Source organism: Vibrio aerogenes (assembly GCF_024346755.1).
Taxonomy (GTDB): Bacteria; Pseudomonadota; Gammaproteobacteria; order Enterobacterales; family Vibrionaceae; genus Vibrio; species Vibrio aerogenes.
In genome coordinates this window covers 1,949,754-1,971,486 of record NZ_AP024861.1, presented here as the reverse complement: position 1 = coordinate 1,971,486, position 21,733 = coordinate 1,949,754, and the positions used below count along the sequence as shown (strand labels likewise).

Annotated in this window: 19 protein-coding genes; 13 read left to right on the top strand and 6 right to left on the bottom strand. The window is 44.0% G+C overall.

Annotated features, from left to right (window positions below; all coding sequences use genetic code 11):
* Positions 1–31 precede the first annotated feature (31 nt).
* Entirely contained in the window at positions 32–1,993 is a 1,962-nt protein-coding gene (locus OCV29_RS08730; protein ID WP_175561545.1) for a methyl-accepting chemotaxis protein, read from the top strand.
* Positions 1,994–2,156: 163 nt separating this feature from the next.
* On the top strand, positions 2,157–3,074 hold the full coding sequence (gene nagK, locus OCV29_RS08725) for an N-acetylglucosamine kinase (RefSeq protein ID WP_073604047.1): 918 nt from the start codon (positions 2,157–2,159) through the stop codon (positions 3,072–3,074).
* Positions 3,075–3,186: 112 nt separating this feature from the next.
* On the opposite strand, the gene mobB is transcribed toward nagK, so the two are convergent.
* Together mobB and mobA are read right to left on the bottom strand one after the other, a co-directional pair.
* Positions 3,187–3,732: a molybdopterin-guanine dinucleotide biosynthesis protein B gene (gene mobB, locus OCV29_RS08720; protein ID WP_073604046.1), complete on the bottom strand. Its 546-nt coding sequence runs from the start codon at positions 3,730–3,732 to the stop codon at positions 3,187–3,189.
* 2 nt (positions 3,733–3,734) lie between these two features.
* The gene (gene mobA / locus OCV29_RS08715) at positions 3,735–4,316 is read right to left on the bottom strand and encodes a molybdenum cofactor guanylyltransferase MobA (RefSeq protein ID WP_073604045.1); all 582 of its coding nucleotides are present in this window, start codon (positions 4,314–4,316) and stop codon (positions 3,735–3,737) included.
* Between the two features lie 287 nt (positions 4,317–4,603).
* Between mobA and OCV29_RS08710 the strand changes: the two genes are divergently transcribed.
* From OCV29_RS08710 to ttcA, 6 genes are all read left to right on the top strand, one after another.
* Complete coding sequence (locus OCV29_RS08710) at positions 4,604–5,965, top strand: sigma-54-dependent transcriptional regulator (protein WP_175561544.1); 1,362 nt, start codon at positions 4,604–4,606, stop codon at positions 5,963–5,965.
* A 285-nt stretch (positions 5,966–6,250) separates the two neighbouring features.
* The gene (locus OCV29_RS08705; RefSeq protein WP_073604043.1) at positions 6,251–7,471 is read left to right on the top strand and encodes an ammonium transporter; all 1,221 of its coding nucleotides are present in this window, start codon (positions 6,251–6,253) and stop codon (positions 7,469–7,471) included.
* A 121-nt stretch (positions 7,472–7,592) separates the two neighbouring features.
* Positions 7,593–8,315 carry a Sir2 family NAD+-dependent deacetylase gene (cobB, locus tag OCV29_RS08700; protein WP_073604042.1) on the top strand — a complete coding sequence of 241 codons (723 nt, stop codon included), beginning with the start codon at positions 7,593–7,595 and terminating at the stop codon, positions 8,313–8,315.
* A 223-nt stretch (positions 8,316–8,538) separates the two neighbouring features.
* The gene (locus tag OCV29_RS08695; RefSeq protein WP_073604041.1) at positions 8,539–9,339 is read left to right on the top strand and encodes a hypothetical protein; all 801 of its coding nucleotides are present in this window, start codon (positions 8,539–8,541) and stop codon (positions 9,337–9,339) included.
* Positions 9,332–10,165 carry a glucosaminidase domain-containing protein gene (locus tag OCV29_RS08690; RefSeq protein WP_084193330.1) on the top strand — a complete coding sequence of 278 codons (834 nt, stop codon included), beginning with the start codon at positions 9,332–9,334 and terminating at the stop codon, positions 10,163–10,165. The genes OCV29_RS08695 and OCV29_RS08690 overlap by 8 nt, the downstream gene beginning before the upstream one ends.
* Positions 10,166–10,270: 105 nt before the next feature.
* On the top strand, positions 10,271–11,164 hold the full coding sequence (ttcA, locus tag OCV29_RS08685) for a tRNA 2-thiocytidine(32) synthetase TtcA (protein ID WP_073604040.1): 894 nt from the start codon (positions 10,271–10,273) through the stop codon (positions 11,162–11,164).
* Positions 11,165–11,368: 204 nt separating this feature from the next.
* Here the strand turns inward: ttcA and uspE are convergent, their stop codons facing one another.
* Both uspE and OCV29_RS08675 read right to left on the bottom strand, forming a co-directional pair.
* Positions 11,369–12,313 carry a universal stress protein UspE gene (uspE, locus tag OCV29_RS08680; RefSeq protein WP_073604039.1) on the bottom strand — a complete coding sequence of 315 codons (945 nt, stop codon included), beginning with the start codon at positions 12,311–12,313 and terminating at the stop codon, positions 11,369–11,371.
* Positions 12,314–12,431: 118 nt separating this feature from the next.
* Positions 12,432–13,181, bottom strand: coding sequence for an FNR family transcription factor (locus tag OCV29_RS08675; RefSeq protein WP_073604038.1), 750 nt, complete (start codon positions 13,179–13,181; stop codon positions 12,432–12,434).
* 411 nt (positions 13,182–13,592) lie between these two features.
* On the opposite strand from OCV29_RS08675, the gene OCV29_RS08670 reads away from it, so the two are divergent.
* Together OCV29_RS08670 and OCV29_RS08665 are read left to right on the top strand one after the other, a co-directional pair.
* On the top strand, positions 13,593–14,792 hold the full coding sequence (locus tag OCV29_RS08670; RefSeq protein WP_073604037.1) for an FIST signal transduction protein: 1,200 nt from the start codon (positions 13,593–13,595) through the stop codon (positions 14,790–14,792).
* Positions 14,789–16,498 (top strand): ATP-binding protein, encoded by a 1,710-nt coding sequence (locus tag OCV29_RS08665; protein ID WP_073604036.1) that lies wholly within the window; start codon positions 14,789–14,791, stop codon positions 16,496–16,498. Before OCV29_RS08670 ends, OCV29_RS08665 begins: the two co-directional genes overlap by 4 nt.
* A 19-nt stretch (positions 16,499–16,517) precedes the next feature.
* Here the strand turns inward: OCV29_RS08665 and OCV29_RS08660 are convergent, their stop codons facing one another.
* The gene (locus OCV29_RS08660) at positions 16,518–17,420 is read right to left on the bottom strand and encodes a LysR family transcriptional regulator (RefSeq protein ID WP_073604035.1); all 903 of its coding nucleotides are present in this window, start codon (positions 17,418–17,420) and stop codon (positions 16,518–16,520) included.
* A gap of 223 nt (positions 17,421–17,643) precedes the next feature.
* Between OCV29_RS08660 and OCV29_RS08655 the strand changes: the two genes are divergently transcribed.
* The 3 genes from OCV29_RS08655 (at position 17,644) to OCV29_RS08645 (ending at position 20,508) form a co-directional block, all read left to right on the top strand.
* The gene (locus OCV29_RS08655; RefSeq protein ID WP_073604034.1) at positions 17,644–18,096 is read left to right on the top strand and encodes a DoxX family protein; all 453 of its coding nucleotides are present in this window, start codon (positions 17,644–17,646) and stop codon (positions 18,094–18,096) included.
* Between the two features lie 69 nt (positions 18,097–18,165).
* Complete coding sequence (locus tag OCV29_RS08650) at positions 18,166–19,122, top strand: glutathione S-transferase family protein (RefSeq protein ID WP_073604033.1); 957 nt, start codon at positions 18,166–18,168, stop codon at positions 19,120–19,122.
* A gap of 204 nt (positions 19,123–19,326) precedes the next feature.
* Positions 19,327–20,508: an aminotransferase class I/II-fold pyridoxal phosphate-dependent enzyme gene (locus OCV29_RS08645; protein WP_073604032.1), complete on the top strand. Its 1,182-nt coding sequence runs from the start codon at positions 19,327–19,329 to the stop codon at positions 20,506–20,508.
* Between the two features lie 84 nt (positions 20,509–20,592).
* On the opposite strand, the gene OCV29_RS08640 is transcribed toward OCV29_RS08645, so the two are convergent.
* Complete coding sequence (locus OCV29_RS08640; RefSeq protein WP_073604090.1) at positions 20,593–21,540, bottom strand: DUF3187 family protein; 948 nt, start codon at positions 21,538–21,540, stop codon at positions 20,593–20,595.
* Between the last annotated feature and the right edge of the window lie 193 nt (positions 21,541–21,733).

The following is a 21,733-nucleotide window of genomic DNA, read 5'->3' as shown; positions in this document are numbered from 1 at the left end:
GATTATCAGTTCCTGTTTCATTATTTTCATTTTGTTCATTGCTGTTCTGTCCTGGCAGGGATTAAGAGGGCTCCATACAGTTGCTGAACAATTTGAACACCTTTCTGAACGTTCACTTCCTTTGGCAATGACAAATGCCCGGTTAGTTCAGTCGATCCTTGAAAGTACGAAGCTGCTGGGCGCCGGGATCAGAGTTGAAGATATCTCTGAACTGAAGTCAATGCGTACTGATGTTGAGAAAAAAACAGCGCAAACTCATGTTGAGTTAAGTCATCTTAAAGCATTTGCTCAACCTGAAAATGGCATTGATTCTTTGACAGAACAGCATATTGCCCGGCTCTCTGATGAGCTGAATAAGCTGAAACAATTAAGCCAGTCCATCATGTCATTGCAACATCAACGATTAAGTGAGAGAGCTGCTTTGGATGAAGTTGCAGATAGTTTCCGTTACGGGGTCAGCTCTGTCGGACCTGAAATGAGCCGCATAGCAAACATGTTTGCCTTTGAGAACCCTGAAGCGATGGATGCAGCAAACCGCTTTATTTCGAATGCTTCAAGAATGGAAAGCTTATTTCTCATGCTGAAGATGGAGAAAGAAGAGAAGAAAGCCCAAAAGCTTTACAAAGAGTTACGAACCAGGCAAGCGGGTATTTCTCTGGCCTTTGACGACTTCAAAGAATGGTATCCGGAAGTGCTTGAATTCGCCAGTTTGACTGCGCCTTATGACATGGTGAAAAAAGGATTTGGTGAGCAGGGTGTGCTGAAAAAAATTCTGGCTGAACTGGAATTAGTCAACACACAAAGTTCTCAGTTAAATCAGATGCTTTTATTAGCAACTCAGATTATCAACGAGCTGGACAGTATCTCAGAGTCTGCCGGAAAACAGATTCAGCAAAAGAAGACTCTGGTCTCTCATACAATTGATTTAACAACACACTCTCAGCTGGTTTTTGCGGCGGTGATCATGGCCGTGATGATGATTGTATGGTTGATGTTACGCCGTTGGATCTGTACTGCTCTGGAACATATCATCGAGAGATTGCACGCACTGGCAGCGAAAGACTTTTCTGTGGGCCTGATGGAATCCGGCCCTTCAGAACTGCGGGTTGTGGCCCGATCGCTGAATGAAGTGATTGATTCGATCCGGGTCTCTTTAAACCAGGTTACAGAAACATCTTCATTACTGAATCAGTCATCCGAAAGCAGCCATCGGGCATCGGAAAGCAGCCACAAACGTTTGGAACATCAAAATCAGGCACTGACCTCAATGAGCAGCACCATGACTGAAATTGAAGCATCCATCCGGGAAATTGCGGCGATCACCCAGGAAACCCATCAGGAAAGTCAGGATTCAGTGACGCATGCACTGGCAGGTGTCAATGCGCTGAATCAGAGTCAGGAGACATTCACGTTACTGAATGCAACTCTCGATACCAATGATGGTGCGATGAGTGAGTTGGTTGAGCGGGTAGAGCAGATACACAGTATGGTTGATTTAATCAGCGGTATTGCAGAAAGTACTAATCTTCTGGCATTAAACGCCGCGATTGAAGCCGCCCGGGCTGGTGAAGCCGGCCGGGGGTTTGCTGTGGTTGCAGATGAAGTCCGTAATCTGGCCAGCGGCACATCAGAACAGACAGAAAATATCCGTGGCCTGATGAATGAATTGGTGAATGCAGCTGAGCGTTCCCGCACAGCAGTACAGAATTCCAGAACCCAAATGGCTTCAGTTTTACAGTCAGGTGAGGAAGTGAGGCATACATTCAGTCATATTGAACAGGTTGTGAAAGGAATCAGTGACCGGGTGGAACAAATTTCCGTTGCGGCAGGACAGCAGGAAGAAGCCACAACAGATGTAAACCGCGCAATCATACTGATCTCGGAGCAAAGTTCAGAAACTGTACGGAGTTTACACGAAGTCGTTGATAGTGCGGGACAGGTTTCAGACATTGCAAACCGCCAACAGGATATGCTGGCTCTCTATAAACTTTGATATTAAAAGATAAACTTTGATATGAAAAGAGAAGCGCTGATATGAAAATAAATTCTGACTATGGTCACGAATAATGAGTGAACTCATATGGATAGGTCTCCGGGGCTTGTATGATAACCCCACTTATTTTTCATCGTGGAATTAGTTTCAGGAGGCTTTTCCAATGTACTATGGGTTTGATATCGGTGGGACTAAGATAGAGTTCGGTGCCTTTACCCCTTCACTTGACCGGGTTGCGACAGAGCGTGTTCCCACTCCTGGAAATGATTATGATTTGTTAGTGGATGCGATCGTTGATCTGGTAAATAAATATGACAAGGAGTTTGACTGTCAGGGAATGGTTGGACTCGGTCTGCCCGGCATGGAAAATGCCGATGATAATTCAGTGCTGACCGTCAATATTCCCTGTGCGAACGGGCGTTTTTTGCGTCAGGATGTTGAAACGAAATTAAATCGTCCGGTGAAGCTGGACAATGATGCCAATTGCTTTGCTTTATCTGAAGCCTGGGATGAAAGCCTTCAGGATAAGCCATCGGTCATGGGACTGATTTTGGGCACCGGATTTGGTGGCGGACTGATTTATAACGGGAAAGTTTTTTCGGGAAGAAATCACGTTGCCGGTGAAGTCGGCCATATGCGGGTGCCGATTGATGCCTGGCTTCTGCTGGGAGAAAACCCTCCCATGTTACAATGTGGTTGCGGCAAAAAGGGATGTCTTGATAATTATTTGTCAGGCCGGGGCTTTGAGCTGCTTTATGAACATTTGTATGGTGAACACAAAAAAGCAGTTGATATTATTCAGGCTTATCAGACCGGTGAGACCAATGCATCCGCATTTGTTGATTTATTTATGGAGTTTCTGGCTGTTTGCTTTGGTAATCTGTTTACCGCCCATGATCCTCATGTGGTGGTATTAGGGGGCGGACTGTCTAATTTCGAATTACTATACGATGAAATACCCAAGCGAATCTCCAGATATTTGCTGCCGGTGGCAAAATGTCCGGAGATCATCAAAGCAAAATATGGTGATGCCGGCGGTGTCAGAGGCGCAGCATTCCTCAACTTACCTTCAAAAGGTTAATTACCGGCTTTCGCAATGTTCTGTTTGATGCAAATGAATCAGTGCACCCGAAAGATCAACCAATTCTGGAGCGTGTTTATCTTTCATCGCCGTTCCTGCCGGAGGCTGTTTTTTACTCTGGCAAGGCGGCAAATGTATGAATATAATTTGCAACAAACAGAGCGATACCATTGATATCATTCAGATCCATCACGGGTATCTGTGCACCGGGAGCGGGAGAGTCACAGGCAACTGCGATAATATCCGGGTCCTGTACATATAACCAGGGCTTCCCGGTTATCTGCCGGTGCAATTCAATTTTGGGAAAGTGCTGCTCCTTACATCCCTCAACCAAAATCACATCCAAAGCATCCGTATCAAACTGATGTAACAGATGGAAAAAATCCACTTGATGTTCCCCTGATTTCTCTGTCGTCAGAATACTTCTTTCTGGTGTGGATAATAATGTCTGTGCAGCACCTGACGCTCTTAACCTGAAACTGTCTTTTCCTGGCTTATCCAGTTCAACAACATGATGAGAATGTTTATAAACACCCACCCGGACCCCCTTGCTGATTAGCTGTGGAATCAGTTTTTCCAGCAGGGTTGTTTTCCCTGTTCCTGAAAATGCAGCAAAACCAATGACCGGGATCGCCGGAAGGCGGGAATATTTCGACATAATTAACCTTCTTTATGATAATTCAGTTGTTCCGGAGTATTCATATTGGTAAACATGGAAGCGATGTCTGAACAGTCAACATTCACTGCACCGGTTTGTTTGTAGAACAAAGCAACTTTACGTTCACCTTCTCTGAGATAGCGTGTCAGCTGAGGTAATACAGAGCAATGAACTAATGCATAGACTGGCTGAATGTTCTCGCCGTCATGGGCAACAAACACTTTTCCCGGAGCAACAGTTGCCTGATAGAAACGCGTAATGATAGCCGGGTCAACAAATGGGCCATCACAGGGAAGAATACCCGTCCACTCGGTTTTTGAATGTGATAACGCACTATGCAAGCCAGCCAGTGGACCGGCGTAACCGGTGATTTGATCCTGAATGACTGGTGCAAATTGCGTATAGGTTTGTATATTTCTGTTTGCGCAGATGAAGGCACTTCTTGTTATCGGGAGAATGGCATCAAGAACATGCCGGACCAAAGGTTTGCCCTGATATGGAATCAAGCCTTTGTCCTGTCCGCCCATCCGGGAAGCCTGGCCACCAGCAAGAATGACCCAGGTAACCTGATCATTTGTGATCATGAAAAACTCACTTTACCTTGGATATGAGAGACTAAACATCCGCAACACAATAGTGTAAACAGATGTCTGATTCGTTGAAATTCATCAAGTTTATATGAAAATCAGATCAAACAAAAAGGGTTGTTCATCTGCCTGTAATCCTTCATATCACTTGGGAACGGGCATCATTCCGGGTACTATAATCAGCTAATATGTGACTACAATGACTGATTATATCATCCGGAATCGACGACCATCATATGCTCAACAAACTCAGACACCCTTTTGAACAATGCCAGGTTCTTTCTGTGTTAATCATAGAAAGTGATATCGAGATCAGAATTGAGTTACAGAATGTTTTTTCGTCCTGGTTCAGTCAGGTGCACTATGCCGGAAATATTGACGAGGCTGAACAGCATTGTATGGCTTCATACTATGATTTGGTCATTGTTGATCTGCCGGCTTTTCAGGATTTGAAGTTTCAAACCATGTTAAGTGATGATTTTATTGGTTCTGAACTGATCATCTGCGGGAGTCAGCCTGACATCAGAGCATTAGCGCCGGATATTGATGCGGTGATTTACCAGCCACTTGAAACCGATCAAATCAGAAGAGTGGTTGAAAGGTGTCTGATATATAAAATTAACAGCAGAAATAATCTTGTATTTCAGCAAGATGCGCAAAAACATCTGCTGGCATCGACTCTGATTGGTAACTCCGAAAAAACCCGATATCTGAGACAATTAATCAGACAATATGCTTCATCCAAAGCTGCGGTTTTAATTGAGGGTGAACTCAGGGCCGGTAAAGAGCTTACAGCGCGGGCAATTCATGCTGCAAGCGGCAGAATAGGGCCATTCGTGTCGGTCAATTGCGCCGGGCTGAAAGATGATAGTTCGGCACTAGAGAAACTCTTTGGCAGCAAAGACGATAAGCAGGGAGGCCGTCTGTGGCTGGCAAATTACGGGACATTGTTTCTGAATTCAGTGGAATGTTTACCTGCTCTGGCTCAGTCTGCACTGGTTCAGCTGTTTGAAAACCGGAAATTTACGATTACCCATACGCACACAAATGTATTGGTTGATATTCGGGTGATTGCTGCGACAACCTGCAATTTACATCATGCGGTTATCGATGGTGAATTTTCAGCAGAACTATATGAGCGTTTATCGGTTTTAAAAATCCAGGTTCCCCCCCTGAGAGAACGCAGCGCAGACTTCAGAGAACTTTTTCCATATTTAACCCGGAAATTATGCAGGGAGTTGTCTGTCCCTGTTCCTGAATGGATTCATGATCATGGACACTTCGAGTTATGGGATTACAGCTGGCCGGGAAATGCCAAGGAGCTGAAGAATCTGATTGAGCGTTGTCTGTTACTGGATCAATCACCATCGGATTACTGGGAGGAAAAAGTGCAGTCTTCTGCCAGTAAGTCAAATGTGGTGGTTTCTGTTTCTCACTCGAATTACATCCCGGAAATATCGACACCTTCCATACATGGATTGAGGGGATATCCCAGTAACTGGTGTCTCAAAGAAGTTGAGCAGGCTCATATTCAGCAAGTGATCAGCTTTCATGATGGTAATAAATCTGCAGCAGCCCGAGATTTGGGGATCTCAAGAAAAACGCTGGATCGAAAATTAAAAGAATGGCATTCAGAAGAAGATTAATGTACCAATTTGGTGAGCTATATGAGCGCATCATTATAATGCATAACGATCATTATGGTGCATAAATCTTATAAGCATCCTTAAGCTGTCATGGCAATCTCATTAGATTTAAAAATAAATATACTTTATTTTCAATAATTTAAAAAAATATTCTCTTTTCTTCTCAACTATCAATAAATTGGCATGCCAGATGCCTGTCTTGCACCCATAAAAACAAATCCCCATTTTGGGGAATTTTAATTCATTGAGCACATAATTAGTGCGCACATCAGGGAGAGAACGAGAATGAGTGATAATTTGACTCAGGTACAAGGCGTCGTACAAGCCTTAACTCAGAGTTCAGATACTTTGTTTCTGTTATTAGGTGCAATCATGGTTTTTTTGATGCACGCAGGTTTCGCATTTTTAGAGGTTGGAACCGTCCGGAAAAAAAATCAGGTCAACGCATTAGTGAAAATACTGGTAGATTTTGGTGTATCAACAATTGCGTACTTTTTTATAGGTTACTGGCTGGCCTACGGTTCGACGTTTTTTGCGGATGCAGAAACACTATCTGCCGGAAATGGCTATGAGTTGGTGAAGTTCTTCTTTTTGCTCACTTTTGCTGCTGCTATCCCGGCGATTGTTTCGGGAGGGATTGCAGAAAGAGCACGCTTTTATCCTGTCCTGATTGCAACATTTTTTATCGTGGGCCTGATATATCCTTTGTTCGAAGGCATTATCTGGAACGGTAATTTTCATGTTCAGCAATGGTTTGAACAACATCTGGGACATCCTTTTCATGACTTTGCCGGCTCTGTTGTTGTTCACGGTGTAGGTGGGTGGATCGCTCTGGTTGCTGTTATCTTTCTGGGCATGCGCCACGGACGGGTCAGGGCAGGGAAGCATACTAACTTTGCGCCGTCTAATATTCCGTTTCTTGCTTTGGGCGCATGGATTCTCAGTGTAGGCTGGTTCGGATTTAACGTCATGTCTGCACAATCAATCAATGGTATCAGCGGACTGGTCGCAATGAACTCATTGATGGCCATGGTTGGGGGGATCCTTGCTGCCTTAATTGCCGGAAAGAACGATCCGGGATTCATTCATAATGGCCCTTTAGCTGGTCTGGTCGCGGTATGTGCCGGTTCTGACCTCATGCACCCGCTGGGTGCATTAGTAACCGGTGTTCTGGCCGGTGTTCTGTTTGTCCGGGCATTTACCTTTTTGCAAAACAAAACCCGGATTGATGATGTGCTCGGTGTCTGGCCTTTGCATGGTTTATGCGGTGCATGGGGTGGTGTTGCTGCAGGGATCTTCGGTCAACAGAGTCTTGGCGGTCTGGGGGGCATCAGTCTGATGACTCAGATACTGGGAACCTGTTTGGGTATTCTTATCGCCCTGGCCGGCGCCTTTATTGTTTATGGTCTGCTCAATCAAATCACGGGCTTACGTCTTTCACAGGAAGACGAATTCAATGGTGCGGATTTAGCCATTCATAAAATCTCTTCAACAAACGAAGAATAATCATCTCCTCTCAAAGCACTGTCCTGAAGGGGCAGTGCTTGTTACTTTCCGGCTTTGCCATATTCCGGATTAAATCAGAATAGTGTTAAGATACGGTGAAATGAAACTATGAGGATATGTCATGCTTTATCCATATCGAAATATTGTTGTATTGACGGGCGCTGGCATTTCAGCTGAATCCGGAATCAAAACATTTCGCTCTGAAGATGGTCTCTGGGAAGAACACCGGATAGAAGATGTCGCGACGCCTGAAGGATATCTCCGGGATCCTGAACTGGTGCAGAACTTTTACAACCAACGCCGGCAATCATTACTTTCTGATTTGGTTCAGCCAAATGCTGCACATATTGCACTGGGCAAGCTGGAAGCAGAACTGGGCGGCAATGTCACGATTGTAACCCAGAATATTGATAATCTGCATGAACAGGGAGGAAGCAAGAATATTATCCATATGCATGGAGAATTATTAAAAGCCCGTTGCTGTTCTTCTGAGCAAGTGGTTGAACAGCTGACCGATTTGAAAGTCGGCGACATGTGCCATTGTTGTCAGATCCCATCACAGATGAGGCCACATATAGTCTGGTTCGGAGAAATGCCGCTTCGCATGGGAGAAATATATACGGCAATAGAAAAAGCCGATCTGTTTGTTTCTGTTGGAACATCCGGCGTTGTTTACCCGGCGGCTGGCTTTGTTCATGATGCCAGATTAAGTGGGGCACACACGATTGAAATAAACCTTGAACCCAGTGCGGTAGAAAGTGAGTTTGCGGAAAAACGTTACGGGAAGGCCAGTGTTGAAGTTCCCCGGTTAGTTGAAGAAATTCTTCGGCAACCCGCCCAATAACAGACCATAATCTTATGAGGAACCGCAGTCCGGAGTTTCATCTATATGATTGAGTGCCTTCAGGTCATCCATTGAAACTAGCTTCCGGACTGAAAGGTGTCACTCCGCAGAGAAAATGTTTTTTGTAAAAGTGCCTGACAATTTTTACTTGAGATGAATTCCAGTATAATGACTGTTTTGGTTGTAATAGCGGTGACCCGATGATAAACCGTCAAGAGGAAGTATGAGTCAGAAATTTGAAAAAGAATTTAACCTGGGTGGCAATGTTGAGCGGGCACTGAAAGGGGATTATTCACTGAAAATAGGTGAAATTTTCCGGGAAGCGCTGACTTGTACGGTCAAACATTTTTGGTCTTTTACTCCTTCAATCTTTATTCTGCTGGCAGTTCAGTTGATCGTTTTTTACATCGTTTTAAAATTACAGATTCCCGATTTATCAGCGATTATCAGTGGGGTGGAAACACCTGAGCAGCTCGATCCCCGCCTGTTTCAGGCTATTTTTATTGCGACGTTTACTTTTGAAGTTGTCAGTGCGCCAATTTATGCCGGAACCTGTTTAATGGCAATGAGTCATGCGGCCGGACTAAGAACGCGCACCGGGCATATTGCGAAAGGATTGCAATTTACGGTTTCAGTAATTCTTACCACTTTAATCAGTTTAATGCTTCAGGGCGTTGCCGGAAGTCTGTTCTGGATTTTGTCAGCTTACCTGTCAGTGGCATTCAGCCATGCCATTTTGCTTATTTGTGAAAAAAGGCTGAGTATCTTTCAGGCTCTCAGTGTTTCGGTCAGAGCGACAAATAAAAAGATCCTGCCGCTTTGCGCCATTTATTTTGTATTGACCCTTTTTATGACGGCTTCATTCTTCTTTTACGGAATCAGCCTGATTTTTGTCATGCCATTCTTTTTACACGTGAAAGGAATTTTGTACCGCAATATGTTTGGTATCAGGCTGACTATTGTTTCTAATTCACAAAATAACAACGATAACAACGATAACAATCATAAGGTATTTAATGCATAAGTTTGTCTGTTTATTATTTTTTATTTTTGTTGTGCTGGGTATAGGTAGTTGTAGTTATTATTATCAACATCAGCAGATGACTGATGATCAGAATGTGAAGGTCAAACCGGTGGAAAAGCCTGAGATTTATACAACTCAGACGCCCCCCGATTTTTTGGCCATTCATAATATCAGGGAGAGAAAGCTGGCTTTTTTGAACTATCTTCGTCCGGGGATTGATTATGAAAACCAGCGGATTTCTGAAGAACGGTATTTTCTTCAGTCGGTTGAGCAGTCAGTGACACATCAACAATCCCTGAGCCAGTCTGAGATGAAGCGGTTGTCTGTGATATCACGCGAATATAAGCTGCCCCTGCCGGAAACCGGGCCCGATGAGGGATGGTTTCAAAAAGCGTTTCACCGGGTTGATATATTGCCTGAAGCATTAGTTTTTATCCAGGCGGCCAACGAATCGGCATGGGGAACATCGCGGTTTGCCCGTCAGGGAAATAACTATTTTGGACAATGGTGCTATCGCCGGGGGTGTGGTTTAGTCCCTCTGGCGCGAACAGAAGGTGCAACTCATGAAGTCGCGAAGTTTGGCTCTGTACAAGAGTCAATTCACCGTTATTTTATGAATGTTAACCGCAACAAAGCATACACAGCCTTACGTGAAATCCGGTTTAATCTGCGACAACAGGGGGTCAATATCAGGACCTCCCAAAGTGCGGCAGAGTTGACCAATGGATTATTAAAGTACTCGGAACGGGGCGCTGAGTATGTTGACAGCCTGAAAACAATGATTCGCCATAATCAGAAAATATTGCCGGATAATGAGCCGGGATAAACGGTTCTGTATTCCAACTAAGATCAAAAATCCGTATAATCCACGCCCTGATTATCAGTCCGGAAATAGCGCCGGACTGCCCGGACAGAGTATTGAGAAGTAGTAATGAATCAGAAAGATACCAGAAAAGAAACACTCGAATTGAACAAACTGCAGAAACGTCTGAGAAGAAATGTAGGCAATGCCATCATTGACTATAACATGATCGAAGAGGGTGATGTGGTGATGGCTTGTATCAGTGGTGGTAAAGATTCATTTGCAATGCTTGATATTTTGTTGAATCTGCAAAAGGCTGCCCCGGTAAATTTTGAAGTTGTTGCAGTCAATCTTGACCAGAAGCAGCCGGGCTTTCCGGAACACATTTTACCTGAGTATTTCCGTCAGCTGGGTATTCCTTATTATATTATCGACAAGGATACTTACTCGGTCGTTAAAGAAAAAATTTCGGAAGGCAAAACGACATGCGGGCTTTGTTCCCGCCTGCGTCGTGGCACTCTTTACTCATTTGCCGAGAAGATTAAAGCAACAAAAATTGCGTTGGGCCATCACATGGATGATATTGTCGAAACGCTGTTTCTCAATATGTTTCATGGCTCCCGGATGAAAGCGATGCCACCGAAACTGCGTTCTGATGATCAACGTAATATTGTTATCCGGCCTTTGAGTTATTGCCGGGAAAAGGATTTGATTCGTTATGCCAATGCCAAACAGTTCCCGATCATTCCGTGTAACTTGTGTGGCTCACAGGAAAATCTTCAACGGCAGAATATCAAAGCTATGCTGATCGATTGGGATAAGAAAACACCGGGCAGAGTCGAGAGTATTTTCAAATCTCTTCAGAGTGTCAGCCCAAGTCAGCTGGCGGACCGGACCTTATTCGATTTTGTCAATCTTCCGCTGGAGCGGGAAGGCGAAAGAGAAGGCTACGCGTTTAATGAAGCCGTGGTATCGTCGACAAATATCGACGACTCGATGTTTATCGATGTGACGAATTTATAATTGCTGTTAAGCGCAGAGCGAGCTGTTTTATACCATTCTGGATAAGTTTGTGATCAAAATATATCTGTTTATTTTCCAGATTGGTATGAGACTGATTTTTCAGAAATGACGTATTTCAGAAGAACAGAAAGGGCCGGTTCCGTTCCGGCCCTGATTGATTTCAAATAAATTATTCTGATCCAGACATGTTGTGAGTGTCACTAATTAACGATTTTCAGGATCTAACGGGCTGACATATCCTTCCGGTTTTAAAGCCAGTACATCACAATCAATTTTATCGATGACATGCTCGGCTGTGTTGCCGATAAATACGGAAGACAAACCGGTTCTGCCGGTCGTTCCTAAAATAACCATTGATGCATCAAGTTGTTTTGCCAGTTTAGGGATCACTTCTTCAGGCAGTCCTTCTTCAACAATGGTATGTTCATCATGAATATAAAATTCCTGTCGCAATGCTTTCATCGCAGTCAGATAATGCGCCCGAAGCGCATCGTTGTATGCAATCGCATCAAATTCCGGCAGTTCAATGGCAACATTAGAGGGCGTTGTTGGATAAGCACTGACTAAAAATGGCTTGGCGTTAAACCGTTCTGCAATATTTAATAATTGCTCTGTCATTTTGACGTTCAGTTGCTGATGCGTTTCACTTTCTGAACCAATATTGACCGAAGCCATGATATTTGAATGCTCACGCCATTCAGCATTCTTGACGAGTAAAACCGGGCAGGGACATTTACGAATCAGATGCCAGTCCGTGGGGGTAAAAATAACCGACTCAAGAAAGTCATGTTTGTGGGTCGATTTGATTAAGATGTCATAGTTACCTGAAAATACTTCTTCAATAATGGCTTCATAGGGTCGGTGATACCAGACTACCTTTACTTCAAAGTTAATATCATCATTAATATAAGGCGCAGCGATATTTTCTAACCAGAGTTTTCGCTGATGGACCACACCTCTGCGCATCGCTTCCCGTTCATCGGAAGAGAGCATCGAGGTCATTTCGTAGGAAAAATCGTAAATAGAAAGGAACAAAGTCACGCGACTTTTACTGACACTCTTGTTCGCCAGTTGCATAGCCCGGGCAAGTGCAGTCTGTTCATCGCTATTGATGTTAGCAACAACCAGTATATTATTGTAAATACTCATTTTATGCTCCCTCTTTTTGCAGAGATCCTAATACTACTTTAGCGTAATTTAAGGAAAAAAAGAGGGGGAAAATGAAGAATTTTGATACAGCTCATCAAGCAAGCTATATCAAAATTGATTAACCTTCGGTTGAAACTCCGGCTAATTCCATCAGCGCATCATGATCTAAAATAGTGATGTACTTACCTTTAACACTCAGAATTTCCGACTTCTGAAACCGGCCGAGTAACCGGCTGATGGTTTCAACCGTCAGGCCTAAGTAGTTACCGATATCGCTTCGGGTCATCGTTAAACGGAATTCTCTCGGACTAAATCCGCGCTGAGCAAAACGGCTGGACAGATTAAACAAAAAGGCTGCCAGTCTTTCTTCTGCATTTTTCTTGGACAGCAACAAAATCATTTCCTGATCGCCTTTGATCTCATTACTCATTAAACGCATAATTTGTTGACGAAGTTTTGGCATTTTCCCTGATAAATCATCCAGGATTTCATAAGGAATTTCACAAACCATCGATGTTTCAAGCGCCTGAGCGAAGCTTGGGTGAGAGTCTTCGGTTATTGCATCAAATCCGACCAAATCACCAGCGAGGTGGAACGCGGTAATTTGCTCATCACCTTGTTCTGTGATGGTATAGCTCTTAATCGTACCTGAACGAATTGCATACAGAGATTTTAATTCATCACCAGCTTTAAACAGCTCTTGTCCTTTTTGAATCGGCTTTTTTCTTTCAATAATTTGATCGAGTTGGTCAAGTTCAGACTCGTTCAAAGTAAAGGGGATACATAACTGGCTGATACTGCAATCCTGACAGTGTATCGCACATCCCCCTGATTGAATCCTTTTGGCACCTGGCTTATCAGAGATCATAATAACCTTTCACTACATTGATATATATCAATATTTTACCATTCCTTGAAACTAAAGGATAGTTAAAAAATATCTTAGATATCAAGAGAATAGAGATTTTTCGTTCATATATGTTAAATCGTAAACAATCAATTGTGATACATGAAGTGTGTATCACAGAATGATTCCCGAATCATCAGAAATGACCGTTTTTGTCAGTCCTGTTCGCCCCCCGGACGATGCATATTTTGATTCCCGGCTGAACAACCGGCCATAATATGACACAGAAAACCCATCTGTTTTTTTGTATTGATGTGATCAAAATCTGAAAATAAGAAGTTTTTCTTCATATCTAAATCAAATATTCAGTGCATAAATTTGTGATCTATATAAAATTAACACTGAGTTTTCTGAATATTATTCATATACGAAATGCATTTTTTTACCCGGGTTTCTCAAAAAATACAGCCTGCTGCTGCGATTGAAGAACTGGCATTTAATCTTGAGTCTCAGGATCTTGCCTGTATTTATTTTTATTATACCGAAGAGTATTCAGCCGAAACGCTTTGGCGGGAATTAACTCAGACATTTCCAGAGACATCGATTGTCGGATGCTCCTCATTCAAAGGCATCATGACGGAAAGTGGTTATTTTGCAGGACCGGTACTGGCGTTGATGGGAGTGAAAGCTTCATCATCATGTGTCTTTACAACCGGGTTTACTGAGTTTTCTGAGCATGAAAAAATTCATGAAAAAGTGCAGCAATCACTGCAAGATGCATTGCATAACGCTCAACGTGTTGGTGAAGTGCCGGGGCTGATTGTTCTGCATGCAACTCCCGGGCATGAAGAAGAAATCATGCAATCGATCGATCATTATTTTTCAACCCGGATTCCGATCATTGGCGGCAGCGCCGCCGATCATATGATCAATGGTAAATGGTCCGTCTTGACAGAAAAAGGCTTCTCCGGCTCGGGGATGGCGATTCAGCTGGCTTTTCCTGATAAACCGTTGGCGACCGGTTTCAGTGCCGGCTATTCTCCGACCGAGTTTATCGGGACGATTACGGCGTCAAAAGGACGATTACTGCAAGAAATTGATGGTTTACCGGCTAAAGAAATGTACAAAGCCTGGATTAGCGATCATTCTGCCATTCAGATCTCAGATGAATTTTTCTTCAATCACGTCACCAGCTTTCCTTTAGGTCGTCTTGCCGGAGATATCGACGGACAACCTTACTATAAGCTGATTCATCCGTTGCGAATCACAGAGCAGGGCGAATTAGAACTATTTGCAGATGTGCGCAGCGGAGAAGAAATTACACTGATGACCGGCTCAAGGTCGAAATTAATTAACCGGGTTGTGCGTGTACTGAAAGAAGCCAATTCCAAGAATTATACCGGCGCAGCTCAGCTGGGCAGTATTTCTATTTACTGTGCAGGCGCAATGGAACGCCTCGGAGAAGATATTTATCAGGTTCAGGAGAAAATATGCCGCTTACTGAATCATCGCCCCTTTATCTGTCCGTTTACGTTTGGCGAACAGGGCCGGTTTGCAGACGGGGAAAATGCCCATGGTAATCTGATGATTTCATCAGTTGTATTTTACGAGTCGGAGTTTTTGAAATTATGATGAGTGAACAGCTGAATGAAACATTGCTTGAATTAAAGCAAACCAAAGAGCGGGAATCGCGCCTTGCAGAAGAAAATCAGGTTATTTTTGCCACGCTCTCAGCACTGAGTCAGTCGCAAAATAAATATCAGATCTTTGATGAATTAAATAAGGTGCTTTCCCGTTATATTCAGTTTGATGATTTTGTCGTCATTTCCAAGGAAAAGTCAGAAGTTAATTTTTCAACATTTCTTTCTTCCGGTGCAGAATTTGAGCATTGTTACTGGGGTTACCGGAACAAATTTCACCGGGCATTAAACGGCGAATGTATTCTTGTTTTTGAGCCAGAACAGGTTGAGGAATTTCAGTCATTACCTGAACCAATCAAAGCAACGATCCATTCGGCTTTGATTATTGGCATCCGGGCACAGGCCAGCGATTCAGTTTTATTATTATTCGGGCGGGAGAAAGGGCAGTTTGATATTGAAACCAAGGCCACGCTGTCACGGTTTCGTCCGCTTATCGAGCGGGCGATTGGCGATATTGAACATAAAGAAGAACTGCAAACTTTAGTCAGCCTGCGGACACAAGAACTTCAGGAAGCCCGGCAGGCAGCAGAGAAAGCCAATGAGACTAAATCACAGTTTCTTGCCATGATGAGTCATGAACTGAGAACCCCGCTGAATGCCGTGATTGGTATCATCGAGTTATTGCGCCGGGATTCTGATGAGCATCAGAATAAGCTGCTAACCCGGATGGAAAACTCAGCCGATCTGCTCCACGCGATTATTGGCGATATTCTCGATATCAGTGTGATTGAATCCGGGCACAGCCGGTTAAATAAGCAGTGGATTAACCTGCACGACCGGCTGGCAAATGCTTTTGAGTATCATGAAAAAAGCGCCAGTCAAAAAGGGCTGGCGTTTGAACTGGAGATTCAGGTATGCCGGGCGTATGAATACTTTATCGACCCGGCCCGGCTCATCCAGATTGTGTTTAATCTCGCTGGCAATTCGATCAAGTTTACCGACAAGGGGAAAGTATCGGTTCACATTCGCTCTGAGAAGCAGCTGTTAAAGATTCAGGTTGCAGATACCGGTATCGGTATGGATTCCGGGTCATTAAATCAGCTGTTTGAACCTTTTATGCAGGTTGACAATACCCGGACCCGAAATTACGGCGGCACAGGGTTGGGGCTGGCCATCACCAAACACCTGGTAGAACTGATGGATGGTTATATTCAGGTCAGCAGTCAGCTGAAAAAAGGGACCGTGTTTACCATCACACTGCCATTACAAATGCAGAGAATTATCAAAGAGCAGGCGAATGAACAGGATATCAGGACTCTGCCAGTGAAATCATCGGGAAACATTTTGGTTGTGGAAGATACCCGGACCAATCAGGTTGTCATCCAGCTCCTGTTAACGCAAATGGGTTACAATGTCACAATTGTCGATAATGGACAGCTATCGCTTGAGATTGTGGATACCGAAGAGCAGTTTGATTTAATTCTGATGGATATCTCGATGCCAGTCATGGATGGCATCGAAGCTACGCAAAAGTTGAGAGCAAAAGGGATCGGGACACCTATTATCGCTTTAACCGCACATTCAACACCTGAAGATAAACAACGGTGCCTTGATGCAGGGATGAATGACTGGATTGTGAAGCCATTTCGCAGTCATCATATTGATGAAGTCGTCATGAGCTACCTCAATCAGGACTAACCGCGTATCGCATCAAACTTCAGTACTGATCCCAGTACGGTATGTCACCATAATATTGCACCACAAAGTCAACGAAGCTTCTGACCTTACTGGCTAAGAATTTTCGGTGCGCATAAACGGCATACATATTCAATGGAGAAGGTTCATAACCCGTCAGAATTCTTTTTAACTGCCCTTGTGCAATGGCTTCACCGGTAATAAAGGTCGGCTGGATAATGATGCCGCCACCATGCACTGCAGCATTCATCAGCAGGTCGCCATTATTGGCTGTAATTGTGTGTCTTAGCCGCAGTTTGGCCGCATGTTGATCAAACTGACTGAAAACAAAATTTTCTTCCGTGTAGGCATATTTCAGATAGCTGTGCTCCACCAGTTCATCCGGTGAAGCGGGTTCTCCATATTGAGTCAGGTAATCTGGTGAAGCACAAATCGACAAGCGGATTGGTGTGATTTTTTTTGCGATTAATGAAGAATCTTTCAAATGACCAATGCGGATAGCAACATCAATTCCCTGATCAACAATATCTACTTTGGCATCTGTCAGTTGCAGGTCAATTTCAACCTCCGGATACGTTCGCTGAAAATCAACCAACAGCCGTGCCAGATGACGGGTCCCGAAAGACATCGGCGCACTTACAGTCAAAGTTCCTGACACGTGTTGCTCAAGATTCGACAGAGAATTTTCTGTTTCTTCCAAATCAATCAGAATCTGCTGACATCTTTCAAAATAGGCCCGGCCAGCTTCTGTCACACTGACTTTGCGGGTCGTTCTGTTCAGCAAACGGGTTTTCAGCTTCTCTTCCAGCCATGAAACATATTTACTGACCAGCTGAGGGGATAAATTCAGTTTCTCAGATGCTTTTGAGAAGGAACCCTCCTGAACGACAGCTAAAAATGCCTTCATTGTTTCGAGTTTATCCATGTGATGCTTCCTTATACAATTTCAGAGGAACAGCAGAGATGCCGGGGTTTCAGCTCAACGATACGCTTCTCTGGCTGGAAACCGGTGTTTTCAGGTGACTTCAGTTTAGATTATAAATATTACATTGATAATCATTAAACAGATAGAGCATTTATCAATAAAATAACCCAGTGTAAATTAAACCTCACAGCACAGATAACCATTTTGTTATGAGGAATTTTCGATGAACACACAATTGTTAACCCGGCTTCTGACTTCTGCACCTTCATTTGCACCACTCATTCTGCGTGTCCCGGCCGGTATTATTTTTATGGCACATGGTTCGCAAAAATTATTTGGCCTGTTTGGTGGCTACGGTCTTGAAGGAACCGGGAAATGGATGGCAAGTATTGGCCTTGAGCCCGGATACATCATGGCACTTCTGGCCGGAAGCGGGGAGTTTTTTGGCGGACTGGCATTACTGATTGGTTTACTGACCCGCCCGGCCGCAACAGTAACAGCCTTTACGATGATTATGGCTATATTCTCAGTTCATATCCATAACGGGTTGTTTTTACAAAATAATGGGTACGAATATGCGTTATCACTACTGGTTATCTGTCTTTTTCTCCTTGTCCAAGGGGCCGGACGCATCTCTGTTGACCAGTGGATTGTTTCACGTTTAACACGCCGCTAATACCGACATTCAGACATCGTTTAGATAGACACACGAATCATTTCAAAGAACAATCCGGAGGGGAAAGCTATGTTAGTCAATGGGAAATGGACAAAAGACTGGACGCCAGTTCAGGCAAAAGATGATAAGGGCCGTTTTGTAAGACAGGTTTCTGAGTTTCGTCACTGGATTACACCAGATGGTGAACCCGGTCCAACCGGAGAGGGCGGGTTCAAAGCAGAAAAAGGTCGTTATCACCTTTATGTTGGGTATATTTGTCCCTGGGCATCCAGAACATTAATGGTCAGAGCGCTGAAGCAGCTGCAGGATTATATTACTGTCACCGTTGTTAATCCGGTCATGACCGATCAGGGCTGGCAGTTTGATGGCTTCCCTGGCTCTCATGCGGATGAACTGAACGGACATCAATATATTCATCAGCTTTATACTCAGGTCGCGCCAGAATTCACCGGACGGGCAACTGTCCCGGTTCTGTGGGATAAAAAGCTGGGAACGATTGTGAATAATGAATCTGCCGATATCATAAAAATGCTTAACAGTGCCTTCGACCATCTGACGGGTTCAACGCTCAATCTTCGTCCGGACGCATTACAGCAGGTAATTGATGAACAAAGTGTCAAAGTTTACGACCAGTTGAATAATGGCGTGTATAAAGCCGGATTTGCCAGTACCCAGTTTGCTTACGAAGAAGCTTACAATGGGGTATTTAGTATGCTGGATATGCTTGAAAAACAATTATCTGATGGCCGGAAATACCTGTTGGGGGCAGATATCACTGAACTGGATATCCGGACTTTTGTCACTCTCATCCGTTTTGATGTTGCTTATTATGGCTTGTTCAAATGTAACCGGAATCAAATCGCGGATATGCCATTCTTATCGAAGTATGTTCAGCGTATTCTCGAAATTGAGGGAATTCGTGATACGGTAAGAATTGACCATATCAAGCATGGGTATTACTCGATTAAAGCCCTGAATCCGAATGGGATTGTGCCTGCGGGCCCTGACCTTGATATCATCGGATGATAAACAAAAGACAAACGATCTAACCCGGAATGTTGTCGTAACCGGGTTAGAATCTCAGATCATTAAAACGATATATCCAATGCACTATAACTTCATTTCAACCTATAAAATTGCAACTTAACCGCATCACAATACCTTATTTTTCCGCCGGCCATAAAATCTCTGTGATATTTTTATCTCTTCAAATATGTGGAGACAGCAAAAATGAAAGGTATCGCTAAGCCTGGTACTTTATCCGTATGGAGTGGAGAACATCAACCAGCCCCCTATGGGGCTATTGCTACACCTATATTTCATTCCGTCGGATTTGGATTTGAAGATGTAGAATCATGGCTCGATGTCGCTGATGGTACCAAATCCGGGTATACTTATTCCAGAAGCGGAAATCCAACGGTCAATGTGCTGGAAGAAAAAATCTGCCAACTGGATGGCGGCGAAGCTGCAACCAGTTTTTCTACCGGTATGGCTGCGATCAGCAATACGCTTTTTGCATTATTAAAGCCAGGCGATCGGGTCGTAACAATTAAAGACATTTATGGCGGAACCAACAAACTTTTCCTCGATTATCTGCCAAATCTCAATGTTGAGATTTGCTGGTGTGACACGACCGATTATGCTGCAATCGAATCTGCTATTAGCGAAGGATGTCAGATCGTTTATCTGGAAACACCAACCAATCCGACGCTTAAGATCATCGATTTGGCCCGCATCTCTCAATACGCACATCAACATGGCGCGATTGTCATTGTCGATAACACTTTTGCTTCACCCATCAATCAGCAACCTTTAAAGCTCGGTGCCGATCTGGTCGTCTACAGCGCGACAAAGTACCTCAATGGACATTCAGATGCGATGGGCGGACTGGCGGTTGGCAGCCGGGCACTCATCAGTACAATCCTCACTTATAAAGAAATTACAGGCGCAGCGCTGGATGCACAATCTGCTTATATGATTTTACGTGGTATGAAAACACTGGAACTCCGTATCCGGCGCCATAATGAAAATGCACTGGCTATCGCCCGCTATCTTGAACATCATCCGAAAACAGGCCATGTCTTTTATCCGGGACTGGAAACACACCCGGATCATCTCATCGCCGCAGCGCAGATGAACGGGTTTGGCGGGATCCTGAGTTTCACGGTGAAAGGCGATGACTATCAGGCGATCAAAGTGCTCAACCAGCTGAAAATTGCACACAGGGCAGGGAGTCTGGGCTCCGTCGAAACACTGGCGGGTCTGCCTAAAACAACCAGCCATGCAGAATTAAATGCCGCAGAAAGGGCGCGGACCGGCATTCCGGAAAGTTTAATCCGCTACTCTGCCGGAATAGAAAATGTGGACGATCTGATTCAGGACCTGGAAACCGCATTGTTTACAGCTGAATAATTGTGTGCAGCTGAATAAAAGCGGTATCGGGAGCATTGTCTGACAGCCGGGAAATGCTCTGATCATCTGAGTCACATGAACCCGTTAAAGGAATAAACGAATCCCGGCACTGAAAGCAATATCGGCTGAATTATCCATATTCACGATATTCTCAGTGGCGGAAACTTCAAACATAGACTGGTAATAGTAATAACGATAACCCAGAACAACTTCATGTGACGGTTTGGAAAATTCACTGGTATCTTTCAGCACGCCTTCAAACCCGTGATACTGAAACATCAGCTCCTGATTCCGGGTAAAGCGCCGTCCGTAACCCAGTGCCCAGGCCGTCGTAAAGCTTTTAACCGGCATGGTGTTTAATACATCATCGCTGCGATAAGTCAGTCCAAAGGTTGAGAAAAATGAATGAGGGCCGTAAAGCAACGAGTAGTTAATCTGTGCACCTTGTTCAAAGCTGGCGGTTTCAAATGGTGAATCATTCACGTCATTAAAATAAAGACTTCCGCCCACAGACAAAGCCTGATTTCCCAACGTAAAAACCTGATATTGAAGATATCCATGGATGGCATTCGCCATCACTTCGCCTTCAAAGTCATGAATAGAATAACCATATGTGGGACTATCGATATTAAATTGATGTTTCCCTGCGCTTGATCGCCCGTTCTGGCTGATACCAAACAGGTCATGAAAGCTAAAAGTCAGCGAATCAAGTCCGTTATTACCGGCCCAGGCATATTGATATTTCAGCTCAGCACTCATTCTCGGGCTAAGCCGCCACGCGACACCGCCAATCGTCTGATTTTGATAATAGTCCAGTTTAAAACCATCACTCTGAGCCCAGACACTCGACATGCTGCCACTCAGAAAAATCTCTGTATGCTCTTCAGGAAAAGCCGAACGCAGCTGAGTCGCCAGTGATGTTGACTGATAAGGGGATGTCGGATAAACCCGGAAAGGGCGGCTCTGAACTTCAGCAAAACTGACCTGACTGACCAATAACGGGATCGCTAAAAATAAAATCCGTTTACACATAAATAAAATGAATTCCACACCATGAATGAACAACCAAAAAAACAGCAATAAAATATTATTTTGAACCGGATGAGTATCTTCCGCCCTGAAATCATCAGGGCGTCTCTCAATCACAAACAACTTCAACCGGCTGCGACACAATAAAGCAATTTAGCGCAGGTGTCTGATATCAATATGACAAAATGACAAAACA